Origin of the sequence: Anaerosacchariphilus hominis, from assembly GCF_014290175.1 — a bacterium.
Classification (GTDB): Bacteria; Bacillota; Clostridia; order Lachnospirales; family Lachnospiraceae; genus Laedolimicola; species Laedolimicola hominis.
This window is the reverse complement of sequence record NZ_JACOOR010000004.1, coordinates 327,503-346,873: the sequence shown is the minus strand read 5'-3', so window position 1 is coordinate 346,873 and position 19,371 is coordinate 327,503. Positions and strand designations below refer to the sequence as shown.

General features: G+C 53.8%; 22 protein-coding genes and 1 pseudogene. 22 read left to right on the top strand and 1 reads right to left on the bottom strand.

Features of this window, described 5'->3' with window-relative positions; genetic code table 11:
• Positions 1 to 13 precede the first annotated feature (13 nt).
• The 19 genes and pseudogenes from H8S44_RS16410 (at position 14) to H8S44_RS08705 (ending at position 15,421) form a co-directional block, all read left to right on the top strand.
• Entirely contained in the window at positions 14 to 1,177 is a 1,164-nt protein-coding gene (locus tag H8S44_RS16410) for a D-alanyl-D-alanine carboxypeptidase family protein (RefSeq protein WP_186872163.1), read from the top strand.
• Positions 1,178 to 1,304: 127 nt separating this feature from the next.
• On the top strand, positions 1,305 to 1,910 hold the full coding sequence (locus tag H8S44_RS08785) for a hypothetical protein (protein ID WP_186872162.1): 606 nt from the start codon (positions 1,305 to 1,307) through the stop codon (positions 1,908 to 1,910).
• A 36-nt stretch (positions 1,911 to 1,946) separates the two neighbouring features.
• Positions 1,947 to 2,933 carry a diaminopimelate dehydrogenase gene (locus H8S44_RS08780; protein WP_186872161.1) on the top strand — a complete coding sequence of 329 codons (987 nt, stop codon included), beginning with the start codon at positions 1,947 to 1,949 and terminating at the stop codon, positions 2,931 to 2,933.
• Positions 2,934 to 2,964: 31 nt separating this feature from the next.
• Complete coding sequence (locus tag H8S44_RS08775) at positions 2,965 to 3,486, top strand: DUF2284 domain-containing protein (RefSeq protein ID WP_243167531.1); 522 nt, start codon at positions 2,965 to 2,967, stop codon at positions 3,484 to 3,486.
• Between the two features lie 82 nt (positions 3,487 to 3,568).
• Positions 3,569 to 3,829: a YabP/YqfC family sporulation protein gene (locus tag H8S44_RS08770; RefSeq protein ID WP_243167528.1), complete on the top strand. Its 261-nt coding sequence runs from the start codon at positions 3,569 to 3,571 to the stop codon at positions 3,827 to 3,829.
• On the top strand, positions 3,823 to 5,040 hold the full coding sequence (locus H8S44_RS08765; RefSeq protein ID WP_186872159.1) for a sporulation protein YqfD: 1,218 nt from the start codon (positions 3,823 to 3,825) through the stop codon (positions 5,038 to 5,040). The genes H8S44_RS08770 and H8S44_RS08765 overlap by 7 nt, the downstream gene beginning before the upstream one ends.
• Positions 5,033 to 6,043: a PhoH family protein gene (locus tag H8S44_RS08760; RefSeq protein ID WP_186872158.1), complete on the top strand. Its 1,011-nt coding sequence runs from the start codon at positions 5,033 to 5,035 to the stop codon at positions 6,041 to 6,043. Before H8S44_RS08765 ends, H8S44_RS08760 begins: the two co-directional genes overlap by 8 nt.
• Positions 6,021 to 6,521, top strand: a complete 501-nt coding sequence (gene ybeY / locus H8S44_RS08755) for an rRNA maturation RNase YbeY (protein WP_186872157.1) — start codon at positions 6,021 to 6,023, stop codon at positions 6,519 to 6,521. Before H8S44_RS08760 ends, ybeY begins: the two co-directional genes overlap by 23 nt.
• A 15-nt stretch (positions 6,522 to 6,536) precedes the next feature.
• Positions 6,537 to 7,712 (top strand): DUF3048 domain-containing protein, encoded by a 1,176-nt coding sequence (locus H8S44_RS08750; RefSeq protein WP_186872156.1) that lies wholly within the window; start codon positions 6,537 to 6,539, stop codon positions 7,710 to 7,712.
• Positions 7,713 to 7,725: 13 nt separating this feature from the next.
• A complete protein-coding gene (locus tag H8S44_RS08745) occupies positions 7,726 to 9,384 on the top strand; it encodes a putative polysaccharide biosynthesis protein (protein ID WP_186872155.1) in 1,659 nt (552 codons plus the stop codon).
• Positions 9,385 to 9,434: 50 nt separating this feature from the next.
• Positions 9,435 to 9,860: a hypothetical protein gene (locus H8S44_RS08740; protein ID WP_186872154.1), complete on the top strand. Its 426-nt coding sequence runs from the start codon at positions 9,435 to 9,437 to the stop codon at positions 9,858 to 9,860.
• Between the two features lie 103 nt (positions 9,861 to 9,963).
• Positions 9,964 to 10,815 (top strand): glutamate 5-kinase, encoded by an 852-nt coding sequence (gene proB, locus H8S44_RS08735; RefSeq protein WP_186872153.1) that lies wholly within the window; start codon positions 9,964 to 9,966, stop codon positions 10,813 to 10,815.
• Positions 10,812 to 11,681 carry a patatin-like phospholipase family protein gene (locus tag H8S44_RS08730; RefSeq protein WP_186872152.1) on the top strand — a complete coding sequence of 290 codons (870 nt, stop codon included), beginning with the start codon at positions 10,812 to 10,814 and terminating at the stop codon, positions 11,679 to 11,681. The genes proB and H8S44_RS08730 overlap by 4 nt, the downstream gene beginning before the upstream one ends.
• Positions 11,682 to 11,712: 31 nt before the next feature.
• On the top strand, positions 11,713 to 11,937 hold the full coding sequence (locus H8S44_RS08725) for a DUF896 domain-containing protein (RefSeq protein ID WP_186872151.1): 225 nt from the start codon (positions 11,713 to 11,715) through the stop codon (positions 11,935 to 11,937).
• A pseudogene (locus H8S44_RS16870) lies at positions 11,912 to 12,463 on the top strand (5-formyltetrahydrofolate cyclo-ligase); the annotation flags it as partial. The gene H8S44_RS08725 and the pseudogene H8S44_RS16870, both read left to right, overlap by 26 nt.
• A 33-nt stretch (positions 12,464 to 12,496) precedes the next feature.
• On the top strand, positions 12,497 to 13,744 hold the full coding sequence (locus H8S44_RS08720) for a glutamate-5-semialdehyde dehydrogenase (protein WP_334297568.1): 1,248 nt from the start codon (positions 12,497 to 12,499) through the stop codon (positions 13,742 to 13,744).
• 4 nt (positions 13,745 to 13,748) lie between these two features.
• Entirely contained in the window at positions 13,749 to 14,297 is a 549-nt protein-coding gene (rsmD, locus tag H8S44_RS08715; RefSeq protein WP_186872150.1) for a 16S rRNA (guanine(966)-N(2))-methyltransferase RsmD, read from the top strand.
• Between the two features lie 11 nt (positions 14,298 to 14,308).
• Complete coding sequence (gene coaD / locus H8S44_RS08710) at positions 14,309 to 14,800, top strand: pantetheine-phosphate adenylyltransferase (protein ID WP_186872149.1); 492 nt, start codon at positions 14,309 to 14,311, stop codon at positions 14,798 to 14,800.
• 42 nt (positions 14,801 to 14,842) lie between these two features.
• The gene (locus H8S44_RS08705) at positions 14,843 to 15,421 is read left to right on the top strand and encodes an ATPase (RefSeq protein ID WP_186872148.1); all 579 of its coding nucleotides are present in this window, start codon (positions 14,843 to 14,845) and stop codon (positions 15,419 to 15,421) included.
• On the opposite strand, the gene H8S44_RS08700 is transcribed toward H8S44_RS08705, so the two are convergent.
• Positions 15,397 to 16,338, bottom strand: a complete 942-nt coding sequence (locus H8S44_RS08700; protein WP_186872147.1) for a nucleoside recognition domain-containing protein — start codon at positions 16,336 to 16,338, stop codon at positions 15,397 to 15,399. The genes H8S44_RS08705 and H8S44_RS08700 overlap by 25 nt on opposite strands.
• Before the next feature lie 31 nt (positions 16,339 to 16,369).
• Here H8S44_RS08700 and H8S44_RS08695 point away from each other — a divergent pair, with 31 nt between their 5' ends.
• From H8S44_RS08695 to H8S44_RS08685, 3 genes are read left to right on the top strand one after another with little or no spacing between them, the layout of a single operon-like run.
• The gene (locus H8S44_RS08695; protein ID WP_186872146.1) at positions 16,370 to 17,818 is read left to right on the top strand and encodes an aminoacyl-histidine dipeptidase; all 1,449 of its coding nucleotides are present in this window, start codon (positions 16,370 to 16,372) and stop codon (positions 17,816 to 17,818) included.
• A gap of 43 nt (positions 17,819 to 17,861) precedes the next feature.
• Positions 17,862 to 18,542: a M23 family metallopeptidase gene (locus tag H8S44_RS08690; protein WP_186872145.1), complete on the top strand. Its 681-nt coding sequence runs from the start codon at positions 17,862 to 17,864 to the stop codon at positions 18,540 to 18,542.
• A gap of 12 nt (positions 18,543 to 18,554) precedes the next feature.
• A complete protein-coding gene (locus tag H8S44_RS08685) occupies positions 18,555 to 19,370 on the top strand; it encodes a GTP pyrophosphokinase (RefSeq protein ID WP_186872144.1) in 816 nt (271 codons plus the stop codon).
• Position 19,371: the final 1 nt, after the last annotated feature.

The window sequence follows — 19,371 nt, the reverse complement described above, 5'->3', positions numbered from 1 at the left end:
GGAGGAAACAGCTGTGAGCGAGATCGATACAGAACTGGACGAAGAACGGCGGGAGCGTCTGCGGGCCCGCAGACGGGCGGAACGGAGGCGGAAGCGTAGACGGAGAGCCCGCATCAAACGGGCGCTGGTTCTGACCGGACTGGCTTTCGTTCTGATTTTGATTATCAGCCTTCTGATTTTTACTGTTAAAGCCCTGGCCGGAAAGAAAGCTGCCAAAATCTCTGAGGCTCCGGTTGTGGAGAAAGCTGGCACCCTGAACGCGGTCAGCGGTATTTTTACATCTGATACGGTGGATCTCACCGCCCGGTCCGAAGATACCACGGAGGATTCTGACAGCGTTCCTGCCGCGTCCTCCAAGTCGGCGGCCGATTACGTCATCAGCGGCCTGGACACGGCCCCTTATCTGGGCAGCGACGATGTGACCAGCACCCGGGCCCTGATGGTTGATGTGGACTCCCGGACCGTTATCGCCCAGAAGGGAGCCGGAGAGCGGATCAGTCCCGCTTCCATGACCAAGATACTGACTCTGCTGGTGGCGGCAGAACATGTGACGGATCTGGACGACACCTTTACCATTACCCGGGAGATTACGGATTACAGCTATTCTAATGATTGCAGCGCCGTGGGCTTCGGTGAGAATGAAACCGTAACCGTGCGGGATCTGCTCTATGGAACCATCCTTCCTTCCGGCGGAGACGCAGCGGCCGGACTGGCTTTTTATGTGTCCGGTTCCCTGGATGCCTTTGTGCAGCTGATGAATGAAAAGCTCGACGCTCTGGGGCTGTCGGGAACGGCCCATTTTACCAACTGTGTGGGTCTCTACGACGAGAACCATTACTGTACTCTCTATGATATGGCTGTGATTTTGGAAGCGGCTGTGGACAATGAACTCTGCCGGGAGATCCTGTCCGCTCATACCTACACCACCTCATCCACAGACCAGCACCCGGACGGTATCCAGATCTCCAACTGGTTTCTACGCCGCATCGAGGATAAGGAGATTCCAGGAGAGGTACTCTGCGCCAAGACCGGCTATGTGGTTCAGTCCGGCAACTGCGCGGCCAGCTATGCCGTGGCTTCGGACGGACATGGTTATCTCTGTGTAACAGCGGACGCCCACAGTGGCTGGCGGTGCATCTACGACCATGTGGCCGCCTATCAGCATTACATGAAGTAAAGATTATATGAAGTAAATGGATTGACTATTGGAACACAAAAAATTATAATATGGGTAGGAAATGGGAGCACCTGAGGTGCTCTCGTTTGCTGAAATGGTATTGGAACAGGAAAGGACACGACATGACATGCAGAAGGAACTGGATTATTTTGTAATCGAACATTCTTACGGAGGAAGGCAGGACTGGTTCTGGGATCCGGCCATGAAGATCGGCGGCTGCGCGGCGGTTACCGCCTGCGACAGCAGTATTTACTTCGACTGCTATAAAGGTACGACGGGACTTTATCCCTTTGAAAAAACTGCCCTGACCAAAAAGGATTATGTAAAATTCGGCATGAAAATGAAACCTTATCTGAAGCCTCGGCACACAGGGATCAATTCCCTGGATCTGTACATAGAGGGCTATGGAAAGTATCTGGAGGATAAGGACTGTCACAGCATCCGCATGCGGGCCCTTCCCGGCACAGAGAGCGCGGAAGATGCCAAGCAGGCCCTGATACACCAGATCGATGCTGGCTTTCCGGTTCCCTGTCTTCTGCTGAAGCATGAGAATCCGCTGTTTAGCGACTATGTGTGGCACTGGTTTCTTCTGACCGGGTACGACACGGCCGGAGATTCCTGCATGGCCAGGGCAGTCACCTATGGTGAAAGCCGATGGCTTGATATGGACGACCTGTGGAATACGGGGCATGCCCAGCGGGGCGGCCTGATCCTTTACGAGACCCCGCAGTAAAATGAATAAAAGGAAGAGAAAGAGAGGAATTTATCTATGAGCATCAGAATCGGAATTATGGGATACGGAAATCTGGGCAGAGGCGTGGAGTGCGCCGTAGCACAGAATCCGGATATGGAACTGAAGGCAGTCTTTACCAGAAGAAATCCGGAGGAGCTGCAGATCTGGTCCCGGACAGCTCGGGTGGTAAGCGCCGATAAGCTGGCAGACTGGAAGGATGAGCTGGATGTGCTGATCCTCTGCGGTGGAAGCGCCACCGATCTGCCGAAGCAGACCCCCGAGTGCGCCAAGTATTTCAATGTCATCGACAGCTTTGATACCCACGCGCGGATCCCGGAGCATTTCGCGGATGTGGACGCAGAGGCAAAGAAGAGCGGCAAGGTGGCCATTATCTCTGTGGGCTGGGATCCGGGACTGTTTTCCCTGAACCGCATGTACGCAAATGCTATTCTGCCGGAAGGAAAAGATTATACTTTCTGGGGCAGAGGCGTAAGCCAGGGACACTCTGACGCGGTACGCCGTATCCCAGGTGTAAAGGACGCGAGACAGTACACCATTCCGGTGGAGAGCGCTCTGGAAGCTGTACGGGCCGGAGAGGATCCGGAGCTGACCACCCGGGACAAGCATACGAGAGAATGCTTTGTGGTTCTGGAGGAAGGAGCGGATCCCGCAAAGGTGGAAGAAGAGATCACATCCATGCCCAACTACTTCGCCGACTATGATACCACCGTTCATTTCATTACCGAGGAGGAAATGCAGCGGGATCACAGCCGTCTGCCCCATGGCGGTTTCGTTCTGCGAAGTGGCGTCACCGGACGGGAAAAGGAGAACCGTCACCTGATCGAATATACACTGAAGCTGGATTCTAACCCGGAATTCACCTCCAGCGTGCTGGTGGCCTACGCAAGAGCCGCCTATAAGATGTCCCGGGAAGGCTTAAGCGGATGCAAGACCGTATTTGACGTGGCTCCGGCCTACTTAAGCCCCAAGAGCGGCGAAGAGCTTCGCGCGTCCCTGCTGTAATATGACCGGCGGCGAAGTATTCAGGGAAAATATGGAGCGGACCCTGGCGGAATTTCCTGTCTGCGAGTATGCCTTTGTGGAGATCCCGGAGATTCCCTTCCGGGAGGAGGTCCGCTATATCTGCAGGACCGAGTGTCCCCGGTACGGGACCTCCTGGTCCTGTCCCCCTGCGGTGGGCACGGTAAAGGAGTGTGAAGCGCGCTGCGCCGGCTATGACGGAGCTCTGATCTTTACCACTATCGCGGAGGATGTGGACACCGAGGATATGTCGGCCATGCTGGCTACCCGGATGGAGCACGAGGAGGTCACACGGCAGATTCGCGCGCGTATGGCAGAGGATGTGACGGACACGCTGGTTTTGTCCACAGAATCCTGCGCCATCTGTGAACACTGTGCCTATCCGGCGGGCCCCTGCCGCCATCCGGACAGGATGTTCCCCTGCATCGAGAGCTACGGGATTTTGGTGACTGAGCTGGCGGAACGCCATGACATCACGTTCTTAAGCGGCAGTCGTCTGGTGACCTGGTTCAGCCTGATTCTTTATAAGCTTTAGGAGGTAAATCCGGTCTACCTCTTTTTTAAACTGCATATAGTGAAGGTAAGAACGGCAGAGGTCCGGAACCTGTGGGTGATATATGGGACTGAAGGAACAGATGTCGGATGCCTTGCAGCTGCCAAAGGATCTGACTCTCGGGGCAGTGATTACGACGATTACCGGAAAGCATGAGGCTTATGTGGAGAACTACATGAGCCTCATTGAGTATACGGAAACCCTGATCCGGATTCAGGCCAGGACCTGTAAGCTGGAAATCCATGGCGCACAGCTGGAAATCGCCTATTACACCAATGATGAAATGAAGATTACCGGTCTGATTGAGGAGGTAAAATATTGTTGATTTCCTTCTTCCGATATCTGAAGGGCTATGTACGGATCCGGCTTTCCGGCTATTCCCCGGAACGTTTCCTGAATCTGTGCAAAGCCCGCCACATCATTATCTGGGATCTGGAGAGCTGTGAAACGTCCTATGAAATGAATCTGAGTATCCGGGACTTCCGGAAGCTTCGACCTCTGTGCAGGAAGGCACGGGCCCGTGTTCTGATTACGGAACGGCACGGCCTTCCTTTTTTTCTGTACCGCCATCGGGATCGAAAGATGTTTCCCGTGGGAATTTTACTCTGCGTTCTTTTTTTGTATACCATGTCCCTTTTTATCTGGAACATCCATATCGAGGGAAATCAGGCCGAAAGTACTGATGTAATTCTGGACTATCTGGCTTCGGAGCAGATCCTCCACGGCATGCCGAAATCCCATGCGGACTGCAAGGAGATCCAGTCCATGCTCCGGATCCATTTTCCGGATATTACCTGGGTTTCTGCAGAAATCCGCGGCACCAGACTGTTGATCCGGATCCGGGAAAACCGGGATGTGGAGGCCGCGAAACCAGAAAAAACGGAAGATACACCCCGGGATCTGGTGGCTTCCCGGCCGGGTATCATCACCAGCGTGCTGGTCCGAAAGGGAGTGGCCCAGGTAAAGCCGGGCGACTCAGTGGATACCGGAACTCTCCTGGTCAGCGGAGCCGTGGAGATCCGGAATGACAGCGGGGAAGTGACCGATATCCGGTATACTCGGGCGGACGCGGACGTCTGGGCCCGGACCGAGTATGTCTATCAGGACAGTTTCCCACTGTCCCATGAGGAGAAGCATTTTACCGGAGTCTGCCGCTACGGTCTGTCCATCCAGCTTGGAAATAAACGGTTTTCCCGGGAGCCAAAGGCTCCCGGGCCGGATTTTACCCGTCTGGAGACAGAATACCAGCTGCGGATCACCGAGAACTTTTATCTACCCCTGTCTCTCCGTAAAATCCGTCTGGAGGCCTATGAACTTTACACGGATCACTACTGTCCCTCCCAGGCCCGGACCCTGGCCCAGGCCAATCTTAATGAATTTTTAGGAAATTTGATACAAAAAGGGGTTCAAATTGTAGAAAATGATGTTACAATAGATATCGGCAGGAATTCGTGCGCCTCTTCAGGAACCATCGTGGTTCTGGAGAAACTGGGAATTCCCAAAAACCTGACAGAAGGAGCAACCATACTTGAGTAATATTGTAGAAAAGATTCTGGATGTCCCCGCCGAACATGAGAGCAATGTGTTCGGCCAGTTTGACAGCCACATCAAGAAAATAGAACAGACCCTGAAGGTCTCCGTGGTGGCGCGGGATGGGGAAGTAAAGATCCTGGGCCCCGCAGAGTACACCAGACAGGCCGCCCGTGTCTTTGAACAGCTTCTGGAGCTGTCCAGACGGGGCAATGTAATCCAGGAGCAGAATGTGGACTATGCCCTGGCTCTCTCCATGGAGGGACAGGAGCAGGCCGTGGTGGAGATTGACAAGGAACTCATCTGCCGCACCATCAACGGCACTCCCATCAAACCCAAGACCCTTGGGCAGAAAAAATATGTGGATCTCATCCGCAATAACATGATCGTCTTCGGCACCGGTCCCGCAGGAACCGGAAAGACCTATCTGGCCATGGCTATGGCTATCACTGCATTTAAGAATAACGAGGTCAGCCGGATTATCCTGACCCGTCCGGCTATCGAAGCCGGAGAGAAGCTGGGCTTTCTGCCCGGAGACCTCCAGAGTAAGGTGGATCCCTACCTGCGTCCCCTTTACGACGCTCTCTATCAGATCATGGGGACTGAAAGCTTTCTGAAAAATATGGAAAAAGGACTCATTGAGGTGGCCCCGCTGGCCTACATGCGCGGCCGTACCCTGGACAACGCCTATATCATCCTGGACGAGGCTCAGAATACCACGCCGGCCCAGATGAAAATGTTCCTGACCCGTATCGGCTTCGGATCCAAGGTCATCGTCACCGGCGATGCCAGCCAGAAGGATCTGCCTTCCGGCACCCGTTCAGGCCTGGAGGTGGCTCTGCGGGTTCTGTCCAGGGTGGAAGATATCGGTTTCTGCGAGCTTACCAGCAAAGACGTGGTGCGTCATCCACTGGTGCAGAAGATCGTACAGGCTTATGAGAATTATGAAAAGGCACAGGAGAGAAGAAGCGCCAGAAAGGACAGTCATGACAATCAACATCGAAGATGAAAGCACAACGCCCCTTCCGGATGTAGATACAGAGGGGATCGCGAACAAGGTCATTGAGGCGGCCATGGATTATGAAAGCTGCCCCTACGAAGCAGAGGTGAACCTGCTTCTCACCGACAATGCGGGCATCCACGAGATCAACCGGAACCACCGGGGGATCGATCGTCCCACGGATGTCCTTTCCTTTCCCATGCTGGAGTATGAGCGTCCCGCGGATTTCTCTCCCATGGAGGAGGACGCCGTAGACTGCTTCAATCCGGAGACGGGGGAGCTGCTGCTGGGCGATATCATCATTTCCACAGACAAAGTCATCGAACAGGCAGAGAAGTACGGCCACAGCCGGGAACGGGAGTACGCGTTCCTCATCGCCCACAGTATGCTGCATCTGTTCGGCTATGACCATGAAGTGCCCCAGGAGGCGGCCGTCATGGAGCAGAAACAGGCAGCGATTCTGGAAAGCCTGAACATTTTACGATAGGGGAGGACCTTCCGAATGAAAAAGAACCTTAAGATAACGGGACTGCTCTGCGCCCTGCTCTGCAGCTGCGTTTTGGCTGGCTGCGGCAATAAAGAAGCGGAAACCGAAGCAAACAACGGCTTTAATACCGAAGCCGAAGTGCTGGCGAACACGGCCGCGCCTGAGGAAACCCCGGAAGAGACGTCGGAAGAGGAGACCGCTCCGGCTGAGCGCCAGGTGGTAGATGGAAAGATCCGCAGCTATTTTACAGGCGAATGGATCGACGAGACCCTGGGAAAGCAGCGGCCCCTGGCCATCATGCTGAATAATACCTCCGCAGCTCTTCCCATGTCTGGCGTTTCAAATGCCTCTGTCATCTATGAGTGCCCTGTGGAGGGACGTATCACCCGCTGGATGGGTGTTTTTGAGGACTGGGAGAATCTGGAACGCATCGGCTCTGTGCGGAGCTGCCGTCTCTATTATCTGCACCTGTCCCAGGAGTTTGATCCCATCTACGCCCATTTCGGACAGGCCCAGTATGCCCTTGAAGCTCTGAACAGCGGCAAATACGACGTTCTCTCCGGCGGCACCAAGGGCATCCAACACCCGGCCACGGCCATGTATGACCGCATCAGTCGTCCCGGAAAAGCTACGGAACATACTCTTTATGCTTTCCCCAAGGGAATCAAAAAGGATATCGAGAAAAAGGGCTATGATATGACCATGCCCGAGGATTATCCCGGAAAATTCAAGTTTGCGGATACCGGTGAGATTGCCGAATACGAGGGCTATCCGGATGCTACTGTTTTAAAGCCCGGCGGAGACGGCGGTAAAAACGGCTTCGGCGGCGTCAGGGCTACTTTCAAATATAACGCCTCCGACCGGAAGTACTACCGCTGGACCTATGGCAACCCTCACACGGACGAGCTAAACGGTAAGCAGGTGGCAGTCACCAATGTGATTTTCCAGTACTGCGACGGCAATGTACTGGACGCCAAGGATTATCTCCATTTCGCCACCCAGTCCAACGGCAATGAGTGCAAGATCTTCACCAATGGTAAGGAGATCGACGGTTACTGGAAAAATCCGGGCGAACTGGGTACGCCGGCCCGTTATTACGATGAGAACGATCAGGAGATTACCCTGAATAACGGAACCACCTTTATCTGCATCATCTGGAACGACTATAAAGACGATGTGGTAATCGAGTAAGGACAGGAACGACATGGGAAATAAAAAAAGTTCAAAATCCAACTATATCATGCAGGGCGGTATCCTGGCCGCGGCCTCCATTATCAGCCGTATCATCGGCCTTCTGTACCGTCTGCCTGTCACCAATATTATCACAGACCACGGAAATGATTACTATTCCGCGGCCTACGAGATCTACAATGTAGTCCTTTTAATTTCCTCCTACAGTCTCCCTCTGGCCGTATCCAAGGTGGTATCGGCCCGGGTAGCTCTTGGAGAACACCGGAATGCCTGGCGGGCCTTCAAGGGAGCCCTTTACATGTCCCTGATCGTGGGTGCAGCCGGTTCGGCCCTGACCTTTTTCGGCGCCGGCTTTTTCACCGGAACTCTTTTGAATACACCGGAAAGCGAGCTTTGTCTGAAGGTACTGGCTCTGGCTGTCTTTGTCATGGCCGTTATGGGTGTTCTCCGGGGCTATTTCCAGGGCATGGGAACCATGATGCCCACTGCCATTTCCCAGATCATCGAACAGATGGTCAATGCGGTGGTCAGTATCGCGGCGGCCAGTTATCTCTATTCCTACGGAGCCAGGCTTGACGCAGCGGCGGGCGTCACCAACGGAAAGAGCGGCGCCATCTATGGAGCGGCAGGCAGCACACTGGGCACCAGCCTGGGCGCGGCAGCGGGACTCCTGTTCCTGATTCTCGTTATGCTCATGTACAACCGGATACTTCAGAAGAATATCCGGCGGGATCGAATCAGCCAGCGGGAGAGCTACTGCAGTATTCTCCGGGTTCTGGTTCTGACCATCGTTCCGGTTATCTTAAGTACCGCCGTCTATAACATCAGCGGTATCATCGATCAGGGCGTTTTCAAGTACCTGATGCTGGATCTGCAGAAGGCGGAGAAGAGTACTGTGGAAATTTACTGGGGCATCTATGTGGGCAAATATAAGCTGCTCACCAATGTACCTATCGCGGTGGCTTCGGCCCTGTCCGCCTCTACGATTCCGGCCCTGACCCGGGCCCGGATTTCGGGGGAGTGGGATGAGATGCGTCGAAAGACTGATGGAGCCATCCGCATGGTCATGCTCATCTGTATCCCCAGCGCCTTCGGCCTGACCGCTCTGGGCGAGCCCATCCTGGATCTGTTATCCTGGAACAGCAATTCCATCGCGCCGAAGCTTTTCCTCATGGGTTCCGCTTCCGTGATCTTCTACGGGCTGTCCACACTGACCAACGGCATCCTTCAAGGTATCGATCGCATGCGGATTCCCGTAAGGAACGCCGTTATTGCCCTTGTGACCCATCTGGCGCTTCTGATTGTGCTGGTACAGTTCTGCCACCTTCATATCTACGGCGTGGTGCTTTCCTATATGTTCTTCGCGGTTCTCATGTGTATCCTGAACGGAATCGCCATCCGGAAGCATCTGGACTACCATCAGGAAATAATCCGTACCTTTCTGATTCCCGGCGTATCTTCCCTGATCATGGCTCTGGCTGTATGGCTTCTGTACAGTCCGCTCCACAAGGTTCTGGGCGTCCGGATCTCCACGGTCATCTGTCTGGTTCTGGCTGTGCTGATTTATGGCTTCTTCATCCTGCTCCTTCACGGGATCACGGAAGAGGAGCTTCGGGCCTTCCCCAAGGGACGCGCTCTGGTACGCATTTTAAAGAAGATTCGTCTTTTATAAAGATAAAGCCTTTCTTTTTTGGACATACTGTTCAGAAAGGAGGGCTTTTTATGACAAAAAAACTACTGGCCGGCTGTTTCGCCGTATGCTTCTTTTCTGCTCTGGCCTGGTATTCGGGAAGTCTCTACAGCGGAAAAGCACTGCGGGAGGAAAATGCGCGCCTTCTGGAGCAGCTCCAGAGCCTGAATCATTTTACCGAGAAAGAGGAGGCGCCCCTCCCGGAAAAGCAGACAGCCTCCACTTCTTCAAAGGATACGGACACCGATACCACCGGAACTTCCGAAGAAAACCTCTTTCTTCTCCGGGAAGAGAACGGCAAAATTGTCGTCTATCGGGGCGATTCCGGGCTCCTTTATGAGCAGACGGACATCTCCCCGGACGGGCTGCCCCCGGAGCTTCAGCAGGAAATCCGTTCCGGAAAGACCCTTGCGGGAGAGGAAGAGCTTTATGATTTTCTGGAGAATTACACCAGTTAAACTTGCTATTCTTGTGAGAATAGTGTAAAGTTAGAAATGATACCTTTTCATCAGAATGACAGAAGAGAAAAGACAGAAAGAAGAAATCTGAGGATAAAAAATCATGAGAGAGCACTATAGAGAAGAGATAAAAGATAAAAAGCGAATCGTCGTGAAAGTGGGAACCTCCTCCCTGATCCACCCGGAGACGGGCGGTCTCGACCTCATCAAAGTGGAGCGTCTGGTTCGGGAGCTTTCCGATCTGCACAATCAGGGGCGCGACGTGATTCTGGTGACCTCCGGAGCCATCGGTGTGGGGCGCAAGGCCGCTGGGCTTAAGGAAAAGCCCGACCGGGTATCCTTAAAGCAGGCCTGCGCGGCCATCGGCCAGGCCCGGCTTATGATGATCTACCAGAAGTTTTTCGCGGAATACAACCAGGTGGCGGCCCAAATTCTCATGACCCGAAATACCATGCTGAATCAGAAGAACCGCCGTCACGCCCAGGACACCTTTGAGGAGCTTCTGGAGTTGGGTGCCATCCCCGTAGTCAATGCCAACGACAGTATCTCCACCTTTGAGATTCTCCACGGCGACAATGATACCCTGTCCGCCATTGTGGCCTCCCTGGTGGAGGCGGATCTTCTGATCCTGCTTTCTGACATCGACGGCCTTTATACGGACAATCCGAGTCTGAATCCGGAGGCGGAGTTTATTCCCTATGTGAAGGAGCTGGATGGGAACCTGAAAAGCATGGGAAAGGACGCGGTCAGCGGTCTGGGCACCGGCGGCATGACTACCAAACTCATCGCTGCGGAGCTTGCCACCTCCGTGGGGGCTGATATGCTCATCGCCAACGGAGCGGATATGTCGGTACTTCACCGGATCATGGACGGCCAGCCCTACGGCACCTTTTTTCAGGCGAATAAAGACGAACAGTTTGATTTAAAAACATTTCTGGAGGCGCATTTTTCATGAAAAAATCAGGCATGATTTTGGAAGGCGGAGGCACAAGAGGCGTTTTTACAGCCGGCGTACTGGATTATTTTATGGAACAGGGCATGTATCTTCCCTACGTCATCGGTGTTTCGGCGGGGGCCTGCAATGCAGTAAACTATGTCTCCCGGCAGCCGGGGCGGATGAAGACCTGCACCATCGACTTTCTGGAGGCCGGAAGCTACGTGGGGATGAAGTCTCTGATCAAAACCCACAGTCTTTTTAATATGGATTTGATTTTTGATCTGTTTCCCAATAAAATCATTCCCTTTGACTATGATACCTATTTTTCTTCGGATATGACCTGTATTCTGACCGCCACCAACTGTCTCACGGGAAAGGCGGAGTATTTAAACGAGACCTCCGACCGTCAGCGGCTCATGGCCATCTGCCGTGCTTCCTCCAGCCTTCCGGTGGTGTCACCGGTGGTGGATGTGGACGGCGTTCCTATGGTAGACGGCGGCGTAGCTGATTCCGTCCCCATCCGGAAGGCCCTGCACGACGGAGTGAAAAAGCCGGTCATCATTCTGACGAGACAGGAAGGATACCGGAAGGCTCCCGCAAAGAAGACCCTGAAGATGGCACAGATCATGTATCAGAAGTACCCGAATCTGATTCACGCCATCAAGTACCGGGCTTATTATTATAACCGCACCATGGAACTCATCGAGGATCTGGAAAGCCGGGGACACGTCTTCGTCATCCGTCCCCAGGTTCCGGTGGTGAAAAATACGGAAAATCATGTGGACGTACTCACGCGTTTTTATGAGCACGGCTATGAATACGCAAAGGACATCTTTGAGAAAACCGCGGATTTTGCAGGGTGGGAAGGACCTGATCCCAGGTGAAACCGCTGTACATAAGGAGGAACAACTACACATGGACGCAGATAAGATTGCGCGTATCAATGAGCTCTACCGCCGTTCCAAGGCGGAGGGCCTGACAGAAGAAGAAAAAAAGGAGCAGAAGCTTCTGAGACTGGAATATATTGAAGCCGTCCGGATGAATCTCCGTGGTCAGCTGAACCACATTGATATTCAGGAACAGGACGGAAGTATCGTGAATCTGGGTGAAAAGTATGATGCAGACAGAAAAGGTAACTGAAAAAAAAGCGCTCCGCAAGGAGATCAAGGCGCTCCGCGCCGCTCACACCGATGAAGAGATTCATCAGATGAGCCTGGCTCTGCGGGATCTGGTACTGACCCTGCCGGAGTATCAGAAGGCAGATGTGATTTACGCTTACGTGGACTGCAAGCATGAGGTAGAGACCTCGGATATTATCCGGGCTGCCTGGGCCGACGGCAAGCGTGTGGCTGTCCCAAAAGTGTTGGGACAGGACATGAAGTTTTTCTATATCACCTCCCTGGAAACGGATCTGGAGGAGGGCTATTTCGGTATCCGGGAGCCCTACGAGATACACCCCGCCGACGATAAGGCGGACGAGAGCCATGCCCTGATGCTGATGCCCGGCGTGGCCTTTGACGAGGAACGGCATCGGATCGGTTATGGCGGCGGCTTTTACGACCGTTTTCTGGAAGCACATCCGGCCCTTCCCCACATTGCTCTGGCCTTTGAGTTCCAGGTGAAGGAGTCCGTGCCTTTCGAGTCCTTCGATATCTGCCCGGAAAAGATCGTTACCGAAAAGCGGATCATCGGAGATACTGTGGCAGCCTCCCTGGAGGCTATCGGGCAAAAGGCAAAGGAAGCGGAGCCGGCGCTCCGGGTTCTGGACCGGGAAAAGAAGGATCTGGTACTGCTTCACGCTGCAGCCCGGCTCATTGACGAGACGGAGCATATCCTGGATGCCAATGCGCTTGATATGGACGCAGGCCTGGCAAAGGGCATGAAGACCGGTCTTCTGGATCGCCTTCAGCTGAGCCGGGAGCGTATCGCTGCCATGGCGGAGGGACTTCGTCAAATCGCAGCCCTGCCTGACCCCATCGGGGAAGTGATGGAAGAGTGGACCCCGGAAAATGGCCTCCATATCCGCCGGGTACGGGTGCCCTTAGGCGTCATCGGCATCATCTACGAGGCACGACCCAATGTGACTGCCGACGCCTTCGGTCTCTGTTTCAAGACCGGAAACCCTGTGGTACTCCGGGGCGGAAGCGATGCCATCCATTCTAATCAGGCCATCGTGGAAGTCCTTCAGAGAGCCCTGGAGGACTGTGGCTGTCCGGCTTCTGCCATTCAGCTTCTTTCCGATACCAGCCGTGAGACAGCTTCTGCCTTTATGAAGCTGAACCGTTACATAGATGTGCTGATTCCCCGGGGAAGCGCGGGGCTCATCGCTACCGTGGTGAACAATAGCACCATTCCGGTCATCGAGACCGGCTCCGGAAACTGTCATATCTATGTGGACGACGCTGCGGATCTTTCCATGGCGGCAGATATTATATACAATGCCAAGACCCAGCGTATCGGCGTTTGCAATGCCTGTGAATCCCTGGTGGTACACCGCAGCGTCAGCCAGGAGTTTCTCCCCATGCTGGCCAAAAAGCTGGCTCCAAAGGATGTGGAACTCCGGGGCGACGAGGCCGCTTCCTCCTGCATTCCCATGAAGGCGGCCACGGAGGCGGACTGGGGAACGGAATACCTGGACTACATTCTGTCCGTGAAAACCGTGGACTCCATCGAAGAAGCCATTGCCCATATTAACCGCTACAATACCGGCCATTCCGAGGCCATTATCACAGAGAATCCGGCCCATGCGGAGCAGTTTCTCCGAGAAATTGATGCCGCGGCCGTCTATGTGAACGCCTCTACCCGGTTTACGGACGGCTTTGAGTTCGGCTTCGGCGCGGAGATCGGCATCAGCACCCAGAAGCTGCATGCCAGAGGTCCCATGGGACTTATCGCCCTGACCTCCTATAAATACGAAATCACCGGAAACGGTCAGGTAAGGGGGTAACGCCATGAGAGTCATCGCAGGAACGGCCAGAAGCATGCCGCTCAAATGCATCGAAGGGCTGGATACCCGGCCCACCACCGACCGGATCAAGGAAACCCTGTTTAATATGCTGCAGCCGGAGATTCCGGGCTGCCGGTTTCTGGATCTCTTCGGAGGAAGCGGCGCCATCGGCATCGAAGCCTTAAGCCGCGGTGCGGACTTTGCCGCCTTCGCGGAGAACAACCGAAAGGCCTGCCAGTGCATCGAAGAGAACCTGGCCTTCACCCGGTTTCAGGATCGGGCCCGGGTATTTTTCATGGACGCCCTGGGCGCTCTCCGGGTGCTGGAGGGAGAAGAACCCTTTGATCTGATTTTTCTGGATCCACCCTACGGCAAGGGGCTTGAACGGGAGATTCTGGAATATCTTCGCAGCTCATCCCTTCTCACAGAGGAGGGTACGGTGATTCTGGAAGCCGCCCTTTCCGAGGATACAGACTGGATCCAGGATCTGGGATATACCATCCGCAAAGTTAAAAAATACAAAACAAATAAACATCTCTTTATAGAGCTGTAAGAGGGAGACAGATGATTAGAGCAATATACGCAGGAAGTTTTGACCCGGTAACCAAGGGCCATCTGGACGTGATCGTCCGGTCCTCAAGAATCGTGGACGAGCTGGTAGTGGGCGTCCTGAATAACCGGGCCAAATCTCCGTTGTTTTCTGTGGAAGAACGTGTTAAGATGTTAGAAGAAGTGACAAAGGAATATCCCAATATCAAGATTCGTTCCTTTACAGGACTTCTGGTGGATTTCGCAAAGGAGTGTGAAGCCCATATTATCGTCCGGGGCCTGCGTGCCATCACGGATTTCGACTATGAGCTTCAGATGGCACAGACCAACCGGATTATGAGTCCGGATCTGGATACGCTGTTTCTGACCACCAGTCTGGAGTACGCTTACCTTAGCTCCACGACCGTCAAAGAAGTGGCCGCTTTCGGCGGTGACATTTCCGCCTTTGTTCCGCCTTACGTGGAAGAGAAGATCCGAAGCAGGATGCACGAGCTTTATGAATTATAAAAAAGACCGGCAGCTCCGGTCCATGATGAGAGGAGAATGGATATGAGCAGCAAGATCGAACAGATCATCGAGGAGATAGAGGAGTATATTGACGGCTGCAAGCCTCAGACCCTGTCAAAGACAAATATTATCGTCAATAAAGAAGAGATCGAAGAGCTTCTGCGGGAGCTTCGCATGAAGACCCCCGAGGAGATTAAACGTTATCAGAAGGTTCTGGCAAACCGGGACGCCATTCTGGCAGACGCCCAGGCAAAGGCAGATGCCATCATCAAGGAGGCCAATATACATACGACCGAATTGATCAACGAGCACGAAATCATGCAGCAGGCCTATGTGCAGGCAAATGAGATCATGGCAGCCGCTGAGGCAGAGGCCCAGAAGCGTCTGGACGCCGCCACCATGGAGGCCAATGAATACCGGATGCAGGCCATGCGTTACACCGACGATATGCTGGGAAATCTCCAGAACCTGATCCGTCAGACCATGGAGAATCATGCGGCCCGCTACGAGTCCATGATGAATTCTCTGAACAATTTCAGCGAGATTCTCGCCAACAATCGGGCGGAGTTGGCTCCGGCCATGTCCGATACGGCTGTTCAGAATCCCGAAGAGGCGGAATAAAGACAAAGCAGGCCGCACAGCAAAAAGACTATCAGGGAAGTACCTGCCTTTGCTTTCAGGTAAGCTCCTGTGGACAGACCGCTTCCCTGAATCATGCTTTCCGTCTGCGCCGTACCGGAGAGACCTCCAAAAGCTGCAAAGGCCATGGCCAGGCTCCAGGCAGTATTCCCGGATAGTCCCGGACAGACGGCAGTATCCGCGATTCCGTTGGTGATTTCCAGAAGCCCTGTTCCGATACAGGTAAGAACCGGACTGGGAAGCGGAAGCTCCTTCAGGAGCTGCGCCAGCATGGAAAAGAGGATGACATAGCCACCCAGCTTCAGGATACTTTCCAGGCCGTCCATGATACAGGCATCTACGATTTTAAAGCTGATTTGAGATCCGGATGTCTTTTTTTCTGCGGACAGGATGGGAAACATCCTTCCCTTTCGCACGATCATTCCATAGAGCAGGGGAACGCCGTAGATCAGCCCCAGGGACAAAGGAACCAGCTTCGGCAGTTTCAGGCAGTCGGTGAGGCAGTAGCCGGTCAGAAAAGCCGGACTGGCGTTGTTACAGAAAGAAAGCAGATACTGTCCCTCCTCCCGGGAGATTTTCCGGTTCCGCACCAGATCGCCCGCCGTCCTGGCCCCCACCGGATAGCCGCAGAGGAAGCCCGCCACCAGACAGAAACAGCCTTCCGGGGAACAGCCGAAGCACCGGCGCAGCACCGGATAAATCAGCCGGGTCAGGGAAGCCGTTCCGTCCAGGGCCGTCAGGAGCCCAGACAGGATAAAGAAGGGCAGAAGAACCGGCAGCAGAGAGCGGAACCACAGCAGAATACCGGCTGCCGCCGCCCCGGAGGCCTGCCCCGGTCTGCATAGAAGATAAAGAAACAAAACAGCTGTCAGAAATAAATAAACATATTTTTTCTTCATAAACTACTGTATGAATACAAGGAGGACTATTATGCGCGTATTAGAAGGATTAAAACCGGAAAAAGTATTTGAGTATTTTGAGGCTCTGACCCGGATTCCCCGGGGATCCGGCAATGAGGCCGGAGCTGCCCGTTACTGTATGGACTTTGCCAGAGAACGGGGACTGGCCGTTTCCTGCGATGAATCCAACAATGTGGTCATTGTAAAGGAAGCTTCCAAAGGCTATGAGGACGCTCCCACTGTCATTCTCCAGGGTCATCTGGACATGGTATGTGAGAAGGAAGCCGACTGTACCATCGACTTCCAGAAGGATCCCCTGGAGCTTGCAGTAGACGGCGATTTCGTTTATGCAAAGGGTACGACCCTGGGCGGAGACGACGGCATCGCCGTGGCCATCGCTCTGGCTGTCCTGGATGACGACAGCCTCGCTCACCCCCGTCTGGAGTGCCTCTTTACCACAGGAGAGGAAGTGGGACTTTTAGGAGCCAAGGATCTGGATACCTCCCATCTAAAGGGCCGGAAGCTCATCAACATTGACTCCGAGGAGGAGGGCATCTTTACTGTCAGCTGCGCGGGAGGCATGGATAGTATTCTTCATATCCCGGCTGAATACCAGGATACGAAAGGCATCCGCTACACCGTCACCGTAGACGGCCTGCTGGGCGGACATTCCGGCGCTGAGATTCACAAAGAACATGGAAATTCCAACATTCTCATGGGCCGTGCCCTCTGTGCCCTGGATGACGTGGTGAACTTCCGCATCGCAGCCCTGGAGGGCGGCTTGATGGATAATGCCATTCCCAGAAGCACCAAAGCCGTGCTTTACGTGCCGGAAGAGGAGACTTCCCGTCTGGAAGAAGCGCTGCAGCAGCTGAACAACACCTATAAAGAGGAGTATGCTTCCAGCGATGCCGGAGTCACCGTCAGCTTTGTGAACGAGGGAGGGCAGAGCGGAAAGGCTCTGACCCCCAAGAGCGCAGCCATCCTCATGTATGTACTCCACATGGTTCCCAATGGCGTCATCCGCAACAGCATGGACATCCCCGGACTGGTACAGACATCCCTGAATCTGGGTATTCTGCGCCTGGAGGAGACTGAGGCAAAGGCTATCTTCAGCGTGCGAAGCTCCGTGGAATCCGAAAAGCTGGAGCTCGGAAACCGTCTCCGCCACTGCATTGAATTCGTGGGCGGAACCTACGAAGAGAAGGGCAATTACCCGGGCTGGGAGTACCGTCATGAGTCCGAGCTTCGGGATACCATGGTATCCGTATACCAGAATCTCTACGGTCAGGAACCGAAGGTTCTGGCCATCCACGCAGGTCTGGAATGCGGCCTCTTCAGCGGCAAAATGGAGGGCCTGGACTGCGTATCCATTGGACCGAACCTGTACGACATTCATACGCCCAAGGAGCGTTTAAGCATTTCCTCCACGGAACGAATCTATCATTTTGTTGTTGAAGTTCTGAAAGCTCTGAAATAAGCATATACTATAATGTTAGTATGATTTCAGAACGGAGCTATCTATGCGTCAACTGCGGCCAGTCCTTTTGACGGAAGCGTCCTGCTGCCTGCTGGTACTCTGCCTGTGCCTCCTTCTCTCCTGGGAAACTGCCTGGATCCGGGCACATATTCCGGAAATGAAAGACGACAGTCAGGCGGAAGTCCTGATGCGGGAATTCGCTGAACAGTATGAGAACATCTGGAAGGATCTGAAATACTTTCCGATTCCTGAGGATAAAGCAGAAAAAGAGACAGCGGTCTCCTATGAGAACAGCTGGATGTTTGAGCGGACCTACGGAGGCAGCTACGGACATGAGGGAACGGATCTCATGCCGCCTGAGAACCGGAGCGATTATTATCCGGTGGTGAGCGTAAGCGACGGAACCGTCGAAAAGATCGGCTGGCTGGAGAAAGGCGGTTGGCGTATCGGCGTCCGCTCCCTCCATGACGTATATTTTTACTATGCCCATCTTTCCTCCTATGCGGAGGAATTTCAGCCCGGTGATCCGGTGAAGGCCGGACAGCTGCTGGGGTATATGGGCGATACCGGATATGGAACCCGGGAGGGCACCAGCGGACAGTTTCCGGTTCATCTGCACTTCGGTATCTATGTGCGGACCGGAGAACTCCCGGATCTGGCGGTGAATCCTTACTGGTTTCTGAAATATCTGGAGCACACGAAGCTCCCTTATGGAAGAGAATAAAGGAGAGGTTTTATGGAGATACAACTGTGGCGGGAGATCCTGAATCCCTATGAACTGGCCGTCAAGGAAGTGATGACCAAGTTTAACCACCTGATTAAGGAGCATCGGGACCGGGGACTTTATTCCCCCATCGAACAGGTGGAGGGCCGGGTCAAGAGCATATCCAGTATCCTGGACAAATGCCAGAAGAAAAAGATCGATCTGGAAGATATCGAGGATAAGATTTCCGATCTGGCCGGTATCCGCATCATCTGTCAGTTTGTGGAGGATATCGATAAGGTGGTGGAGATTATCCGCGCCCGAAAGGACATGGAAATCAAACAGGAGCGGGATTACATACGGGAAATGAAAAGCAGCGGCTACCGCAGCTATCATATGATTATTTACTATACGGTAGACACCCTGGACGGCCCAAAGAAGCTGCAGATGGAAGTGCAGATCCGGACTATGGCCATGAATTTCTGGGCCACGGTGGAGCATTCTCTCCAGTATAAGTACAAACGGGAGATTCCGGATCACATCAAGGAAAGGCTTCTGAACGCTGCGGACGCCATCATCGTTCTGGACAACGAGATGTCCACCGTCCGCAGCGAGATCATGGATGCCCAGATTTCCTTCCGGATCCAGGCCAATATCGTAGCGGATATTCTGAACAATATTCAGAACCTGTACAAGGTGGCCAATAAGCGGGAGATCCTGAAGATTCAGGATGAATTTTACCGGATTTATGCCATGAACGACATCGACCAGCTGGAGCGTTTCGACCGGCAGCTGGATCTGATAGCAGAGGGATACCGGGCGCAGGCCCTGATTCTGGAGGACGAATGAG

Coding starts and splice junctions, on each gene's coding strand:
- H8S44_RS08725 (WP_186872151.1), top strand. CDS start 11,713: ATGGACGCAGATAAGATTGCGCGTATCAATGAGCTCTACCGCCGTTCC.
- H8S44_RS08730 (WP_186872152.1), top strand. CDS start 10,812: ATGAAAAAATCAGGCATGATTTTGGAAGGCGGAGGCACAAGAGGCGTT.
- H8S44_RS08775 (WP_243167531.1), top strand. CDS start 2,965: ATGGAGCGGACCCTGGCGGAATTTCCTGTCTGCGAGTATGCCTTTGTG.
- rsmD (WP_186872150.1), top strand. CDS start 13,749: ATGAGAGTCATCGCAGGAACGGCCAGAAGCATGCCGCTCAAATGCATC.
- H8S44_RS08785 (WP_186872162.1), top strand. CDS start 1,305: ATGCAGAAGGAACTGGATTATTTTGTAATCGAACATTCTTACGGAGGA.
- H8S44_RS08690 (WP_186872145.1), top strand. CDS start 17,862: ATGCGTCAACTGCGGCCAGTCCTTTTGACGGAAGCGTCCTGCTGCCTG.
- H8S44_RS08685 (WP_186872144.1), top strand. CDS start 18,555: ATGGAGATACAACTGTGGCGGGAGATCCTGAATCCCTATGAACTGGCC.
- H8S44_RS08750 (WP_186872156.1), top strand. CDS start 6,537: ATGAAAAAGAACCTTAAGATAACGGGACTGCTCTGCGCCCTGCTCTGC.
- H8S44_RS08700 (WP_186872147.1), bottom strand. CDS start 16,338: ATGAAGAAAAAATATGTTTATTTATTTCTGACAGCTGTTTTGTTTCTT.
- H8S44_RS08705 (WP_186872148.1), top strand. CDS start 14,843: ATGAGCAGCAAGATCGAACAGATCATCGAGGAGATAGAGGAGTATATT.
- coaD (WP_186872149.1), top strand. CDS start 14,309: ATGATTAGAGCAATATACGCAGGAAGTTTTGACCCGGTAACCAAGGGC.
- proB (WP_186872153.1), top strand. CDS start 9,964: ATGAGAGAGCACTATAGAGAAGAGATAAAAGATAAAAAGCGAATCGTC.
- H8S44_RS08740 (WP_186872154.1), top strand. CDS start 9,435: ATGACAAAAAAACTACTGGCCGGCTGTTTCGCCGTATGCTTCTTTTCT.
- H8S44_RS08745 (WP_186872155.1), top strand. CDS start 7,726: ATGGGAAATAAAAAAAGTTCAAAATCCAACTATATCATGCAGGGCGGT.
- H8S44_RS08770 (WP_243167528.1), top strand. CDS start 3,569: ATGGGACTGAAGGAACAGATGTCGGATGCCTTGCAGCTGCCAAAGGAT.
- H8S44_RS08780 (WP_186872161.1), top strand. CDS start 1,947: ATGAGCATCAGAATCGGAATTATGGGATACGGAAATCTGGGCAGAGGC.
- ybeY (WP_186872157.1), top strand. CDS start 6,021: ATGACAATCAACATCGAAGATGAAAGCACAACGCCCCTTCCGGATGTA.
- H8S44_RS08695 (WP_186872146.1), top strand. CDS start 16,370: ATGCGCGTATTAGAAGGATTAAAACCGGAAAAAGTATTTGAGTATTTT.